The organism is Nonomuraea sp. NPDC050547, assembly GCF_044457345.1.
Lineage (GTDB): Bacteria > Actinomycetota > Actinomycetes > Streptosporangiales > Streptosporangiaceae > Nonomuraea.
In genome coordinates this window covers 386,283-400,294 of the sequence record NZ_JBITGW010000005.1, presented here as the reverse complement: position 1 = coordinate 400,294, position 14,012 = coordinate 386,283, and the positions used below count along the sequence as shown (strand labels likewise).

Sequence of the window (14,012 nt, the reverse complement as noted above, 5' to 3'; positions counted from 1 at the left end):
TGATCCGACAGTCCGGAAGGATTCCCATGTCTGAGAACCACGACGCGATCGTCACAGACGCGAAGACAGAGGAAGCGGGCGGGTGCCCGGTCGCGCACGGGCGTGCCGCGCATCCGACCCAGGGCGGCGGCAACCGCCAGTGGTGGCCGGAGCGGCTCAACGTGAGAATCCTCGCCAAGAACCCCGCCGTCGCCAACCCGCTCGGCGAGGAGTTCGACTATGCCGAGGCCTTCCAGAGCCTCGACCTCCCGGCCGTCAAGCAGGACATCCTGGAGGTGCTCACCACCTCGCAGGACTGGTGGCCGGCCGACTTCGGCCACTATGGCCCGTTCATGATCCGGATGGCCTGGCACAGCGCGGGCACGTACCGGATCAGCGACGGCCGCGGCGGCGCGGGGGCCGGCCAGCAGCGCTTCGCCCCCCTCAACAGCTGGCCGGACAACGGCAACCTCGACAAGGCCCGCCGCCTGCTGTGGCCGGTCAAGAAGAAGTACGGCAAGAACCTGTCGTGGGCCGACCTCCTGATCCTCACCGGCAACGTCGCCCTGGAGTCGATGGGCTTCAAGACCTTCGGGTACGCCGGCGGCCGCGAGGACGTGTGGGAGCCCGACGAGGACGTCTACTGGGGCCCCGAGTCCACCTGGCTCGGCGACGAGCGCTACACCGGCGACCGTGAGCTGGAGAACCCGCTCGCCGCGGTCCAGATGGGCCTCATCTACGTCAACCCGGAGGGCCCGAACGGCAACCCGGACCCGCTCGCCGCGGCGCGCGACATCCGCGAGACGTTCCGCCGCATGGCGATGAACGACGAGGAGACCGCGGCACTGATCGTGGGCGGTCACACCTTCGGCAAGACCCACGGCGCCGGCCCGGCCGACCACGTCGGCGACGACCCCGAGGCCGCCTCGATCGAGCAGCAGGGCCTGGGCTGGAAGAGCTCGTTCGGCACCGGCAAGGGCGCCGACACGATCACCAGCGGCCTTGAGGGCATCTGGACGAACACGCCGATCACCTGGGACAACAGCTTCCTGCAGATCCTCTACGGCTACGAGTGGGAGCAGTTCAAGAGCCCGGCGGGCGCGCACCAGTGGCGTCCCAAGGACGGCGCGGGCGCGGACACCGTTCCCGACGCCCACGACCCGTCGAAGCGCCACGCCCCGACGATGCTGACCACCGACCTGTCGCTGCGCGTCGACCCGATCTACGAGCAGATCACCCGGCGCTGGCTGGCCAACCCCGACGAGCTCGCGGACGCCTTCGCCCGCGCCTGGTACAAGCTGACCCACCGCGACATGGGCCCGGTCGTGCGCTACCTCGGCCCGGAGGTCCCGGCCGAGACGCTGCTCTGGCAGGACCCGCTGCCCGAGCGGACGCACGACCTGCTCGACGCCGCGGACGCCGCGGCGCTCAAGGCCCAGGTCCTCGACTCCGGCCTGTCGGTGTCGCAGCTCGTGTCCACCGCGTGGGCTTCGGCCGCGTCCTTCCGGGGCAGCGACAAGCGCGGCGGCGCCAACGGCGCGCGGGTACGCCTGCAGCCGCAGAGCGGGTGGGAGGTCAACGACCCCGACCAGCTCGCGACCGTGCTGCGCACGCTGGAGGGCATCCGGCAGGCGTTCAACGCGGGCGGCAAGCACGTCTCGCTGGCCGACCTGATCGTGCTCGCCGGCAACGCGGGCGTCGAGAAGGCCGCCGGCGACGCCGGCTTCGACGTCGAGGTGCCCTTCGCGCCGGGCCGCGTGGACGCCGCGCAGGAGCAGACGGACGTGGAGTCGTTCGCCGCGCTCGAGCCGACCGCCGACGGCTTCCGCAACTACCTCGGCAAGGGCAACCGCCTGCCCGCCGAGTACCTGCTGCTCGACCGGGCGAACCTGCTCACGCTGAGCGCCCCCGAGCTGACGGTCCTCGTCGGCGGCCTGCGCGTCCTGGGCGCGAACCACCAGCAGTCGTCGCTGGGCGTCCTCACCACGACGCCCGGGAGGCTGACCAACGACTTCTTCGTCAACCTGCTCGACCTGGGCACGACGTGGAAGGCGACCGCCGGGGACGCCAACACCTTCGAGGGCCTCGACGCCTCGGGCCGGGTCAGGTGGACCGGCACCCGGGCCGACCTGGTGTTCGGCTCGAACTCGGAGCTGCGCGCGCTCGCCGAGGTCTACGCGAGCGACGACGCTCAGGAGAAGTTCGTGAACGACTTCGTCGCGGCGTGGAACAAGGTCATGAACCTGGACCGGTTCGACCTGCGCTGATCACCCTCGCCCGACCGGAAGCCCCCGCCCTCCCGCAGGAGGACGGGGGCTCTTCCTTGTCCTCAGCGGCCGACCTTGGTGGAGATCTGGGCGGCCAGGTTGCGGGGGACGAGCCGGCCCACCGCGACGATCGCCTTGTAACGCAGGTCCGGGATGCTGATCACGCGGCCCAGGGCAAGGTCGCGCATGGCCTCGCCGACCACGTTGTCGGCCTTCAGCCAGAGGAAGCCGGGCAGGCCGGAGGTGTCCATGTTGGCGCGTTCGTGGAACTCGGTGCGGACGAGCCCCGGGCACAGGGCCATGATCTTCACACGGGGGTGGCCCACCTCGACGGCGGCGGCCGTGCTGAAGTTGACCACCCAGGCCTTCGAGGCGCTGTAGGTGCCGCGGGTGAAGAAGGCGGCCACCGAGGCGACGTTGATGACGGCGCCGCGGCCCCGGGACTTCATGCCGGGCAACGCGGCCAGCGTCAGGCGCAGGACGGCTTCGCAGTGCACCTTCAGCATGCGCCGCTCGTCCTCGACCGAGGTCCGCAGGAAGGTGTCGGGGTGCGCGAAGCCGGCGTTGTTCACCAGGAGGTCCACGCCGTCGCGGACGCGGGATTCGACCGCGGTGAGACCGTCCTCGGTGGACAGGTCGGCGGGCAGGGTCTCGACGGCGCCGCCGTACCGGAGCTTGAGCTGCTCGGCGCTCTCGGCGAGGCGCTGCTCGTCGCGGGCGACGAGGACCAGCGTGAAACCGTCGGCGGCCAGGCGACGGGCGAAGGCGGCGCCGATGCCGGCGGTCGCGCCCGTGATCAGTGCGGTAGGCATGTTCGCAGATTAGCCCGCCGTGGAGGGCGAGGGTGGCGTGAGAGGATCGGGGGGTGCGATCGGCTCTTCACGCGCCGCTGGCCGTCATGGTCCTCACCGTGACGGCGCTGGCCTGCGCACCCTCCGCTCCCGTGGCCGGTACGCCCTCCGCCCCGGCCGCCGCGCCCTCGTCCACGACGCCTTCCCCCGAGGCGCCGGCCAAGCCGGACAAGCCGGGCAAACTGGTGTTCACCGAGGTGGCCACGATGGACAAGCCCGTGGCCTTCGCCATACGTAAGGTCGACGAGCGCGTCTACGTCGCCGAGCAGGGCGGCAGGCTCCGCACGCTGGACGGCGCGACCGTGCTCGACCTGTCCGGCGAGGTCAGCACCGGCAACGAGCAGGGGCTGCTCGGGGTGGCCTTCCATCCGAGCGGCCGATGGCTGTACCTGGACTGGACCGACCGGGACGGCCACACCCACGTGACCGAGTGGGCCTTCGACGGGCGCGAGGCCACGGGCCGCCGGGACGTTCTGCGGCAGGACCAGCCGTTCGCCAACCACAACGGCGGGCAACTGGCGTTCGGCCCCGACGGGTATCTGTACATCGCGCTGGGCGACGGAGGCAGCGGCGGCGACCCGGAGGGGAACGGGCAGGATCTCGGCACGTGGCTGGGCAAGATCCTGCGCATCGACCCGCGCGGGACGCCGTACAAGGTGCCGGAGGACAACCCCTTCACCGGGAAGGAAGGCGCGAAGCCGGAGATCTGGGCCTATGGGCTGCGGAACCCGTGGCGGTTCACCTTCGACCGGGAGAGCGGCGACCTCTGGATCGGGGACGTCGGCCAGAACGCCTGGGAGGAGGTCGACTTCCAGCCGTCCGGTTCCGAGGGCGGCGAGAACTACGGGTGGAACCTGCGCGAAGGCGACCAGCCGTTCAACGGCGGCAAGGGAAAGGAACTCACCGACCCGGTGATCACCTATCCGCTGGGCGAGGGCGGCAACTGCTCGGTCATCGCCGGGTTCGTCTACCGGGGCGAGAAGATCCCGTGGTTGCGGGGCCGGTTCCTGTACGGGGACTTCTGCGCGGGATGGGTGAAGGCGGCGCAGGCCGACGAGCTGGAAGACGTCGTCGACGTGGGCACGGTCGAGCAGCTGTCGTCGTTCGGGCAGGCGGCCGACGGAGAACTGTACGCGCTCAGCCTCCAGGGACCTGTCTACAAGATCGAGGCGGCGTCGTGAGCCGCCTGCTGATCGTGCACCACACGGTCTCACCGGCCACGCACGAGCTGTACGAGCAGGTGCTCAAGGGGGCGACCACCGACGAGGTCGAGGGGGTCGAGGTCGTGACGGAGCCGGCTCTGGGCGCCACGGCGGCCGACCTGCTCGCCGCCGACGGGCTGCTCATGGGGACGAGCGCCAACATCGGCTACATGTCGGGCGCGCTCAAGCACTTCCTGGACACCGTCTACTACCCGTGCCTGGCCGAGACGCGGCGGCTGCCGTACGGGCTGTGGGTGCACGGCGACAACGACACCACCGGAGCGGTGCGCGCGGTGGAGTCGATCGCGGGCGGGCTGGGCTGGGAGCGCGCGGCCGCGCCGGTCAGCGTCACGGGCCGCCCCGCCAAGGCCGACCTGGAAGCCTGCTGGGAGCTGGGCGCGACCCTGGCCGCCGTCATCGGCCCGGCCGGCTGACCTCCGGCGACCTCACGAACCAGGCGATCATCAGGGCCGCCGTCGCCGCGTGCGTGATGCTGGAGGCCACCCCCGCGCCGGTCGCGCCCCAGGCGGGGATCAGCGCGGTGTCCAGGCCGAGGTTGAGCGCCAGGGCCGACAGCGTGATCATGGTCATCGGGCGTGGCCTGGCCAGCCGGGCCAGATGCTGCTCGACGGGTTTGATGAGCGCCGCCATCACGGCCGCGGGCGCGAGCGCGAGGAGCGGGGCCACGCTCGCGGCGTACGGCGGGCCGTACACGAAAGGCAGCGCGTACGCGGCACCGGCGGCGATCAGCGCGACGCACCCCAGCGCGATCACCAGGTTGAGCGTGAGCATGTGGGCGGTGACGGCGCGCGAGCCGGAGTCGGTGCCGTCCGCCTGGCCCGGCAGGCACACGTGGGCTACCGCCTCGGTCGGGATCTTCACCAGCATCAGGACCCCCGCGGCGACGGTGTAGAAGCCCGCCTCGCGGGGCGAGTGCAGGAACCCGAGCAGCAGCGTGTCGGCCGCGGGCAGCAGGTGGAAGGCGACGAGGCCGAGGTGGTAGCGGCCGGACAGGGCGAGCTGGCGGACGGCCAGTGCCCTGGCGGGGCGCAGCGCGCGTGCCCCGAGCGCGCCGGTGAAGCGCAGCACGGCCGGTACGCTGGCCGCCGCCCAGCACGCGACGACGGCGGTGAGCGTGAGCAGGTCGAAGGCGGCCAGCGCCAGGATCGGGAGGTACTGCGCGAACCCGGAGGCCAGTTGTGCCTGGTTGACCAGCCGGGTGCGGCCGCGCAGGAGCAGGACGCCGCGCAGGTTGAGCCAGCAGACGGTGAACGGGACCGACGCCAGCGCGATCGCCAGCGCGGGCGTGGCGGTGCGCGGATCGCAGGCGGCGGCCGCGGCGAAGGCGAGCAGGGCGGTGATCGTGCCCATGCCGAAGCCGATGACGACGGCGTTGCCCGCCAGCCGCGCCCGCAGCACCCGGTGCGGCCAGAAGGCGATCTGCGAGGTGTTCAGCGACCAGTGCCCGATGAGGACGGCGGTCGTGGCGATGCTGACGATCGCCGCGTACAGGCCCCGGCCCTCCGGGTGGAGGGCGCGGGCCAGGGCGGCGCCGGCGACGATGCCGAGTGCCGTCTTCACGGCCTCGGCGGCCATCATCGGAAAGGCCGCGCGGATGGTCGTTCTCAGCGCCCGGCCCATGGGGCAGATCCTATGGACCACTCCCGTCGCGGATTATGTGGCGTGGTTTTCCGTGAAGTCGGGAGATCGTCTGCATTTGCCAAGGAGGGGAATTCAGCCGGAAATCTGGTCGATGAGATCCTCCACCTGGGCGTTGAGACGGGCGCCGCGTGTCCAGCCGGCGTAGTGGGTGAGGAAGGCGACGACCTCCCGCAACTCCTCCACGCTCAGCTCTCTGGCCCGCACCGCCGCGTCCAGCTGGATCAGCAGTTCCTCGTCAAGACCGCCCTGGCCGACGAGCAGGCCGAGCAGCAGGAGCCGGCGTTCTCGGAAAGAGAGCGCGTCTCGTGACCACAGATCGGCGAAGGTCATCTCTGCCATACAAACCGCGCTCCCTATCCGGGTGATCCTCTTATCTTTCGCTACTTCCGGAGATGAACCAATGGGGGGTTGCGGGAACGTTGCGGCGGAGTGACCGTGAAGGCATGCGTGCCTTAGGTCTACTCGCCGCCGCGCTGCTGCTCGTCACGGCCTGCGGGGCCGATCAGGGGGAGGCGCCGGGCGCGGCGCTGCCGCGCAACGACGGCGGGAACGCCAGCCGGCGGGGTGTGCACGTGCGCAACGCCTACCTGCTGAAAGGCGGCTCGCTGCACGCCGTGCTGATCAACTCCGGCGCGCGGGCCGACCGGCTCGTCCAGCTGACGATCACCTCAGGGAACCTCGCCCTGCCGGCCCCGATCGAGTTGCCGCCCGCCGAGCCGGTCGGCGGGGACCGGGCGATCGCCACCGCCACCGGGCTGGAGGCGCGGGTGGGCTCGTGGGTTCCGGCGACCTTCCAGTTCCAGGAGGCGGGCACGGTCACCGTGCAGGTCCCGGTCAAGGAATACCCTTAGGTTTTCGTAACAAGTAAAACCAAGGTATGGCCAAGATTTGGTCAAGATTTGTCACCGGTCATGACGCTCATTCCGCATGAAAAAGGGCACAACAACACCGTTGGTCCGTTAAGCGGAGGTAAGCCCCGGTGATATCGGTACGGACCTGGGCCGCGGTCATGGTCGCGGCCCTCCTGGCATCGGCCTGCGGCCAGCCGGCCTTCCACTACGTACGCGACAAGGGCGGCACGACCTACTTCAAGGTCCCCTCCACCTTCGCCCAGCTCGACGCCTACCCGATCGAGCTCTACCTGAGCAGGCTCCACCCCGACTCCGAGGCCGCCAGGCTGCGCAAGGAGCGGGTGTGGTCCACCGCCTTCGACCAGGCGGGCGCGCCGACCCTCCAGCACCTGCTCAGCTCCGGCGAGCCGTTCGTGTACTCCACCGTCCACCAGCTCACCGTGCGCGAGCGCGACCGGGTCTCGCTCGACGGGCTGCGCGACTTCGTCTTCCCGGTGACGGAGCCGGCCAGGACCGCGTACGTCACCGACCGGCTCGGCAGCGGGCAGATGCCGCTCTACCTCAAGTTCGAGCCGTTGATCGACCGGGTCCTGACCCTGGACGGCGGCGCCAGGGGCGTGCGGCTGCGCTTCAGCTACCAGATCGGCCCCGACGTCCAGACCTTCGACCAGACCGCGATCCTCGACGAGAAGGGCTCCACGGTCTCGGTGCTGATCGTCAGCTGCCGATCGCTCTGCTTCAGAGAGCGCGGCGGCGAGATCGACCAGATCGCGCGATCGTTCAAGCTGCTCCGGCTGCCCGGATGAGGGAGCTCCAGTGACCACGACCACGCCCCACGAGGGGCTGCGCGTCACCAGGGTGAAGGTGCGGCTCTGGGACCGCGGCATGTTCCTGATCGGGCTGCTGGCCGCCTTCCTCGTCCTGACCTTCACCACGATGGCGGACTTCGAGGGGATCATCTCCTTCGGGGAGGCCGCGCAGCACACCGGGCGGGCCCATCCGTGGATCTTCTGGCTGCTGGCCGCCGAGACGGTACGGCAGGCGCACTTCCTGGCCGCGGAGCGTTCCTCCGGCTATCACCGGTTCTGGAGCCGGAAGGTCTTCGGCGGCTGGGAACGCTGGTCGCACCGCCGCTTCGGCGACTGGACCCGCTTCCGCGTCGCCAGAGCCGTCAAGATCGCCTTCTGGATGTCGCTGGTCGCGCTGGTGCTCGGGGCGGTGCTGGACGTCAGCCCGTTCATCGCCCCGTTCAGGGCTCCGGCGCTGGTCGTGCAGGCGCTGCCGTTCGTGCTGCAGGTCGTCTTCCTGGTCTCGGTGATCGTCATCCAGGTCGCCGGGCTGCTCTGGTTCCTGGCGCGCGGCGGCGTGGAGACGTACCCGCCCGACGACATCCAGACCCGCTTCGCCGACGTGTGGGGGCAGGACCACGTGCTCGAACGGGTCAAGGAGAACATCGTCCTCCTGGACAGGCCCGGCGCCATCGAGGAACGCGGCGGCTACGTGCCCGGCGGGCTGCTGCTCTGGGGGCCGCCGGGCACCGGCAAGAGGCTGATGGCCGAGGCGGTGGCCGGTGAGACCGGCAAGCCGTACGTGTCCGTGGATCCCGGCGCCTTCACCGGCATGCTCATGGGCGGCCTCAAGGTGAAGGCGCTCTTCAGGAAGCTGCGCAAACTCGCCCTGCGCCACGGCGGCGTGATCGTCTTCTTCGACGAGGCCGACGCGCTCGGCAGGCGCGAGCGCCCGGCCCGGCAGGGCGTCAGCGCCTGCCACGGCCTGGACTACCTGTCGCAGGAGACCCGCTCCGTCCTCGCCTTCACGGCGCGCCGCCCCGAGGGTGGCGGCATGAACGACAGTGGCGCCCTGCGGGCGCTGCTCACCGAGCTGTCCGGCCTGAAGAAGCCGCGCGGCCTCTTCAACCGGCAGGTACGCCGCGTGCTGGGCATGCGGCCCAAGCCGCCACCCAAGTACCGCATCCTCGTCATGATGGCCACCAGCCGCCCCGGCGCGCTCGACGAGGCGTTGTTGCGGCCCGGTCGCATCGACCGCGTCCACAAGGTCGGCTACCCGTCCAAGGCCGGGCGGGTGCGCACCTACCAGGGCTACTTCGACAGGGTCCGGCACGAGCTCACCCCCGGGCAGATCGGCAAGCTGGCCGCGATCACGCCCTACGCCACCGGCGCCACGATCAAGGACCTGGTCAACGAGTCGCTGATTACCGCCATCCGCGACGGCCGCGAGGTCATCACCTGGGCCGACGTGCTGCGGGCCCAGCGGTTCAGGCGGCTCGGGCCGCCGGAGGACACCGAGGACGTCGAGCGCGAACGGCACGCCGCCGCCGTCCACGAGGCCTGCCACGCCGTGGTGGCCTACCACACGCGCTCCCACCTGGAGATCGACGTCGCCACGATCGAGAAGGGCGCCGACCACCTCGGCATGGCCGCCTCGATCGGGCCGGAGGACCGGGTCACCCGGTGGAAGTCGGAGTACGAGGCGGACATCATGGTCTCGCTCGCCTCGCTGGCGGGGGAGCGGATGTTCTTCGCCGGAGACAACTCCTCGGGGGTCTCCGGCGACCTGCACGCGGCCACACTCCTGACCGCGCTCATGGAGTCCTGCTGGGGAATGGGCTCCGGAGTCGCCTCGCTGCCCGCGCTGCGGGAGCTGGAGATCATGGGCGGCAGGACCGGGCAGAGCGGCCTGGCGCCGGACATGCTGGGGGAGCGGATCGAGGTCACCCTCGCGCGGCTGCTGGAGAAGGCCGAGCGGCTGCTGCGGGAGCACCGGCGGGAGGTGCTGGGCGTCGCCCACGCGCTTGAGACGCACCGCACGCTCGACGGGGACGACGTGGTGGCGATCATCGAGCGGCGGGCCGGGCCGCTGGTCGACGGGAGCGTGTACGTCTCGGACGAGCTCCACGCCGAGCTGGAGGACTACCACCGGGAGGCGGCCAGGGCGCACCACGAGCACGGCCGGATCGAGCGGGAACTGCCGGGCGTGGCGGCGGACGAGGTCGTGCAGCCCGCGGCCGTGCCCCTCCGGAACCCGCCCATGCCCGCGCCGCCCGTGCCCTCTCCGGCCGGGCCGGGCCGGCCTGGGGCCGTGCCTTCTTGGGGCGGGTCTGGTTCCGGCGGGCCTGCCGTACCGGCTGCCGGGGGTACGGCGCGGCCGGAGTTCGTGGCCTGGGCGCCCCCGCAACAGGCCCGCCCGCAGCAGGTCCAACCGCAACCAGCCCGCCCGCAGCAGCGCCGACCACAGCAGGTCCAGCCACAGCAGCTTCAACCGCAACAGGTCCCACCGCGACACGTGCACCCGCACCAGGCCCGCCCGCAGCCCGTGCACCCGCACCAGGTTCGTCCACCGCGAGCGCACCCGCAGCGGCCCGTCGATGAGCGCGCCCGGCCGGGTCTGGGCCGGGCGGTGCTGATCGCGGCCGGCAGCCTGGCCGGGCTGGTCGTGGTGGCGGTGCTGGGCGCTCTGGCGGTCACCCGGTCGGGACCCACCGTCGAGCCGGCCTCGCCGGGACTTCTGGTGATCCTGTTCGTGGTCGTGGTGGCGCTGATCGTGGGCGCCTGCCTGGCGGTCGTGGCCGTCAGGGGGCTGCGCGCCGCCCGCGCCAGGGCGGAGGGCGAGCGCGACCGGGCCCATGCCCGCGCCCAGCTGCTGGCCGCCGCCATGGATCCCGACACGGCGATGCGCCTGCTCGGCTACGACGGCGGACGGGCTGCCGGAGAAGGATGACCTCAATCACATAAGGTGCTCGCTTCATTGCTTAGGGTGATACGGACCCGAGCAAGGAGTGATCGTCGTATGGGTCCTGGAATCGTCCGCAGCCTGGTGCCCGCGCGCATGGACCGCCTGCCCTGGTCGCCGTTCCACACCCGGCTGGTGATCGCGCTCGGCGTCGCATGGGTGCTGGACGGACTGGAGATCACGATCGTCAGCAACGTCGCCGCGTTCCTGCAGCGCTCCGACACGCTGGGGCTGACGTCGGCGGAGGTGGGCCTGTCGGCGACCGTTTACCTCATCGGCCAGGTGGTCGGCGCGCTGTTCTTCGGGTGGCTGTCCGACCGGATGGGCAGGCGCAGGCTGTTCATTCTCACGCTGGCCGTCTACCTGATCGCCAGCGGCCTGACCGCCTTCTCCTGGGACCTCGGCAGCTTCCTCGTGCTGCGCTTCGTCGCCGGAACCGGCATCGGCGGCGAGTACGCCGCGGTCAACTCGGCGATCGACGAGATGATCCCCTCCAAGTACCGGGGCCACGTGGACCTGGCCATCAACGGCACGTACTGGCTCGGCGCGCTGCTGGCCACCTCGGCGACCTTCTTCCTGCTCAACCCGGCGGGCCCGCTCGACCCCGACTGGGCGTGGCGGCTCGGCTTCCTCATCGGCCCGGTGCTGGGCATCCTCATCTGGGGCCTGCGCAGGCACCTGCCGGAGAGCCCGCGCTGGCTGATGACCCACGGCCGCGAGGACGAGGCGGAGCGGGTGGTCACCGCGATCGAGAAGGAGGTGGAGAAGGAGGACGACCTCGTCCTGGAGCCGGTGCCGGAGAGCGCGGCCATCGAGGTGGTGCCGCAGAAGCAGCTGCCTCTGGTCGAGGTGGCCAGGACGCTCTTCCGTACCTATCCGGGGCGCTCGTTCCTGAGCGCCACGCTGATGATCTGCCAGTCGTTCCTCTACAACGCGATCTTCTTCACGTACGCGCTGGTGCTCACCCACTTCTACGACGTCGAGGCCGGCGAGGTGCCCAAGTACATGTTCGCCTTCGCCCTCGGCAACCTGCTCGGCCCGATCGTGCTCGGCCGGCTGTTCGACACCGTGGGGCGCCGGCAGATGATCTCCGGCACCTACATCGTCTCGGGGTCGCTGCTGGCCTTCACCGGGTGGTTGTTCGAGCGCGGCGTGCTGACCGCGACCACGCAGACGATCATGTGGTCGGTCATCTTCTTCATCGCCTCGGCGGCGGCCAGCTCGGCGTACCTGACGGTCAGCGAGATCTTCCCGATCGAGATGCGGGCGCAGGCGATCTCGCTGTTCTTCGCGATGGGTCAGGTCGTGGGCTCCTTCGGGCCGACCATCTTCGGCGCGCTCATCGGCGACCAGGCCGACCCGGAGCCGACGCGGCTGTTCTACGGCTATCTCTTCGCCGCCGGGATGATGATCTTCGCGGGCCTGGTGGAGCTGCGCTTCGGGGTGAAGGCCGAGCGCGCCGCGCTGGAGACCATCGCCGAGCCGCTGAGCGCGATCGAGGCCAAGGCGCGGCGGCTCAAGAGCGAGGAGCCGTGAACCGGTCGTGGTGGCGGGCCGTCGTCAGGATATGAACCGCCTTCTCCCGCTGAAGGGCATGTGCGTGCTTCTCGCCGCCCTTCCGCTCGCCGCCTGCCAGAGCGACCGGATGTGCACACTCATCGGTACGCCCGTGGGCATCCAGGTGGACGTGGCGCCGCCGATCTCCGACCGGGTGGCGGCGGCCGAGATGGAGGTGTGCCAGGCGGGGACGTGCCGCCCGGCCAAGCTGGAGCTCTTCCGGGCCGACCGGGGCGGCCGGTCCGGCTTCGGCGACGTGGAAGGGCTGCGTAAAGAGCCGGCCGAGGTCTCGCTGAAGCTGACCGACCCCGCGGGGAAGCCGGTGGTGGAGCGGGACATCCAGGTGACGCCGCGCGGCCGCTTCCCCAACGGGCCCGAGTGCGGCGAGGGCGGGCCGAACGCGAAGGTGCAGGTGGACGGCCAGGGTCTGTTGCACGAAGTACCCTGATGTCTTGACCGGACCGCCCGGCGCCCCACTAATTGGACGTAGCTGCTAATAGTGGGGTGTGGGATGCCGGAGGTCGTGCGGATCAGCCTGCGGAACCGGTTGCGGGCGCTATACACCTTCCAGGACGTGCTCGATCGCTTCGACATGATCGCCGACCGGTCGGCGGGAGCCGTACAGGTGCGGACGAGCCGGCGCGGCGGCTACGTCGTGGTGTGGGCGCCCGAGCACGTCGAGCGCGTCTTCGTCACCCACCAGCACCTCTACGCCAAGTCCGCGCAGTACCGGCTGCTCGCCGTCGTCACCGGCGACGGCCTGCTGACCAGCGAGGGCGAGCGCTGGGCCGCCCAGCGCCGGCTCATCCAGCCGATGTTCGCCAAACGCCACCTGGGCCGCTTCGCCGAGCACATGACCGAGGCCGTCGCGGACTTCGCCAAGGAATGGGAGCAACTGCCGGACGGCGCCCGGGTGGACGCCGCCACCGCCATGAACCGGCTCACACTCGACGTGGTCGGCCGGGCGCTGTTCGGCTCGGGCCTGTCGGAGCAGGCCGCGCGGCTCGGGCCCGTCCTCACCTCCGGCCTGCGCGCGGGCGTGCGCGCGACCCGCCTGCAACTGCTCTTCCGCACCCCGCCGTGGCTGGTGGACGCCGCCCACGCCGTCGTACGGCGGGCGCCCAGGTGGATCCCCGGCATCCGGGGCCTGCACGACGTCCTGACCACCACCGACGAGGTCGTGGAGGCGGTCGTCGCGGCGCACCCCGGCGGCACCGACGACCTGCTCGGCCTGCTGCTCGCGGCACCCATGGACCGCGGGCAGGTACGCGACGAGGTGATGACCTTCCTGCTGGCCGGGCACGAGACCACCGCCAACGGCCTGGCCTGGTTCTGGCACCTGCTCGCCCTGCACTCCGGGGTCCGCGCCCGCGTCGAGGCCGAGGTGGCCGAGGTGCTCGACGGCCGCGTGCCGACCGCCGAGGACGCCGACCGGCTCGTCTACACCGCCGCCGCCTTCCAGGAGGCCTTACGCCTCTATCCGCCGGCCTGGTCGATCGTGCGTACGGCGGTGGCCGACGACCACCTCGGCGACCTGTTCGTGCCCGCGGGCACGAACGTGGTCGTCCCGGTCTACCTGGCGCACCGGGACCCGGGCGCCTGGCCGGATCCCGACCGGTTCGACCCGGAGCGGTTCCTGCCCGGGGCGGCGCCGCGCCGCTTCAGCTACCTGCCCTTCGGCGCCGGGCGGCGGATCTGCGTGGGGGCCGGGTTCGCGGTAATGGAGGCGACCCTGATCATCGCCATGCTGGTGCGGCGATTCCGGCTGGAGATGGAGCCGGGCGCGGAGGTGCGGGCGGAGGCGACGGTGACACTCCGGCCGCGCGATGGGATTCCGATGAGACTGTACAAAGTGGTCTAATTCAATCGGATCCCGCGAAGATCGGAAGGACG

The 14,012-nt window shown here is 71.1% G+C and carries 12 protein-coding genes; 9 read left to right on the top strand and 3 right to left on the bottom strand.

Annotated features, from left to right (window positions below):
* Positions 1 to 26 precede the first annotated feature (26 nt).
* Positions 27 to 2,246 (top strand): catalase/peroxidase HPI, encoded by a 2,220-nt coding sequence (gene katG / locus ACIBHY_RS15590; protein WP_397306983.1) that lies wholly within the window; start codon positions 27 to 29, stop codon positions 2,244 to 2,246.
* Positions 2,247 to 2,308: 62 nt separating this feature from the next.
* Here katG and ACIBHY_RS15585 read toward each other — a convergent pair whose 3' ends face one another.
* Complete coding sequence (locus ACIBHY_RS15585) at positions 2,309 to 3,058, bottom strand: SDR family NAD(P)-dependent oxidoreductase (RefSeq protein ID WP_397242852.1); 750 nt, start codon at positions 3,056 to 3,058, stop codon at positions 2,309 to 2,311.
* A gap of 53 nt (positions 3,059 to 3,111) precedes the next feature.
* Between ACIBHY_RS15585 and ACIBHY_RS15580 the strand changes: the two genes are divergently transcribed.
* Positions 3,112 to 4,278 (top strand): PQQ-dependent sugar dehydrogenase, encoded by a 1,167-nt coding sequence (locus tag ACIBHY_RS15580; protein WP_397306982.1) that lies wholly within the window; start codon positions 3,112 to 3,114, stop codon positions 4,276 to 4,278.
* A complete protein-coding gene (locus tag ACIBHY_RS15575) occupies positions 4,275 to 4,733 on the top strand; it encodes a flavodoxin (RefSeq protein ID WP_397242856.1) in 459 nt (152 codons plus the stop codon). The genes ACIBHY_RS15580 and ACIBHY_RS15575 overlap by 4 nt, the downstream gene beginning before the upstream one ends.
* Here the strand turns inward: ACIBHY_RS15575 and ACIBHY_RS15570 are convergent.
* Positions 4,714 to 5,940, bottom strand: coding sequence for a lipopolysaccharide biosynthesis protein (locus ACIBHY_RS15570; protein WP_397242858.1), 1,227 nt, complete (start codon positions 5,938 to 5,940; stop codon positions 4,714 to 4,716). The two genes, ACIBHY_RS15575 and ACIBHY_RS15570, sit on opposite strands and share 20 nt — an antisense overlap.
* A gap of 93 nt (positions 5,941 to 6,033) precedes the next feature.
* Positions 6,034 to 6,300, bottom strand: a complete 267-nt coding sequence (locus ACIBHY_RS15565; RefSeq protein ID WP_379618851.1) for a carboxymuconolactone decarboxylase family protein — start codon at positions 6,298 to 6,300, stop codon at positions 6,034 to 6,036.
* 104 nt (positions 6,301 to 6,404) lie between these two features.
* Between ACIBHY_RS15565 and ACIBHY_RS15560 the strand changes: the two genes are divergently transcribed.
* From ACIBHY_RS15560 to ACIBHY_RS15535, 6 genes are all read left to right on the top strand, one after another.
* Positions 6,405 to 6,812 (top strand): hypothetical protein, encoded by a 408-nt coding sequence (locus ACIBHY_RS15560; RefSeq protein WP_397242860.1) that lies wholly within the window; start codon positions 6,405 to 6,407, stop codon positions 6,810 to 6,812.
* 128 nt (positions 6,813 to 6,940) lie between these two features.
* A complete protein-coding gene (locus ACIBHY_RS15555; RefSeq protein ID WP_397306981.1) occupies positions 6,941 to 7,618 on the top strand; it encodes a hypothetical protein in 678 nt (225 codons plus the stop codon).
* Between the two features lie 10 nt (positions 7,619 to 7,628).
* A complete protein-coding gene (locus tag ACIBHY_RS15550; protein WP_397306980.1) occupies positions 7,629 to 10,550 on the top strand; it encodes an AAA family ATPase in 2,922 nt (973 codons plus the stop codon).
* Positions 10,551 to 10,619: 69 nt separating this feature from the next.
* The gene (locus tag ACIBHY_RS15545) at positions 10,620 to 12,098 is read left to right on the top strand and encodes an MFS transporter (RefSeq protein ID WP_397242866.1); all 1,479 of its coding nucleotides are present in this window, start codon (positions 10,620 to 10,622) and stop codon (positions 12,096 to 12,098) included.
* A gap of 31 nt (positions 12,099 to 12,129) precedes the next feature.
* A complete protein-coding gene (locus ACIBHY_RS15540; protein WP_397242868.1) occupies positions 12,130 to 12,567 on the top strand; it encodes a hypothetical protein in 438 nt (145 codons plus the stop codon).
* A gap of 63 nt (positions 12,568 to 12,630) precedes the next feature.
* Positions 12,631 to 13,980, top strand: a complete 1,350-nt coding sequence (locus ACIBHY_RS15535; RefSeq protein ID WP_397306979.1) for a cytochrome P450 — start codon at positions 12,631 to 12,633, stop codon at positions 13,978 to 13,980.
* Positions 13,981 to 14,012: the final 32 nt, after the last annotated feature.

Bases quoted from the DNA above. Each gene is read 5' to 3' on its own strand.
- katG (WP_397306983.1), top strand. From the start codon at position 27: ATGTCTGAGAACCACGACGCGATCGTCACAGACGCGAAGACAGAGGAA.
- ACIBHY_RS15535 (WP_397306979.1), top strand. From the start codon at position 12,631: ATGCCGGAGGTCGTGCGGATCAGCCTGCGGAACCGGTTGCGGGCGCTA.
- ACIBHY_RS15545 (WP_397242866.1), top strand. From the start codon at position 10,620: ATGGGTCCTGGAATCGTCCGCAGCCTGGTGCCCGCGCGCATGGACCGC.
- ACIBHY_RS15565 (WP_379618851.1), bottom strand. From the start codon at position 6,300: ATGGCAGAGATGACCTTCGCCGATCTGTGGTCACGAGACGCGCTCTCT.
- ACIBHY_RS15540 (WP_397242868.1), top strand. From the start codon at position 12,130: ATGAACCGCCTTCTCCCGCTGAAGGGCATGTGCGTGCTTCTCGCCGCC.
- ACIBHY_RS15585 (WP_397242852.1), bottom strand. From the start codon at position 3,058: ATGCCTACCGCACTGATCACGGGCGCGACCGCCGGCATCGGCGCCGCC.
- ACIBHY_RS15560 (WP_397242860.1), top strand. From the start codon at position 6,405: ATGCGTGCCTTAGGTCTACTCGCCGCCGCGCTGCTGCTCGTCACGGCC.
- ACIBHY_RS15570 (WP_397242858.1), bottom strand. From the start codon at position 5,940: ATGGGCCGGGCGCTGAGAACGACCATCCGCGCGGCCTTTCCGATGATG.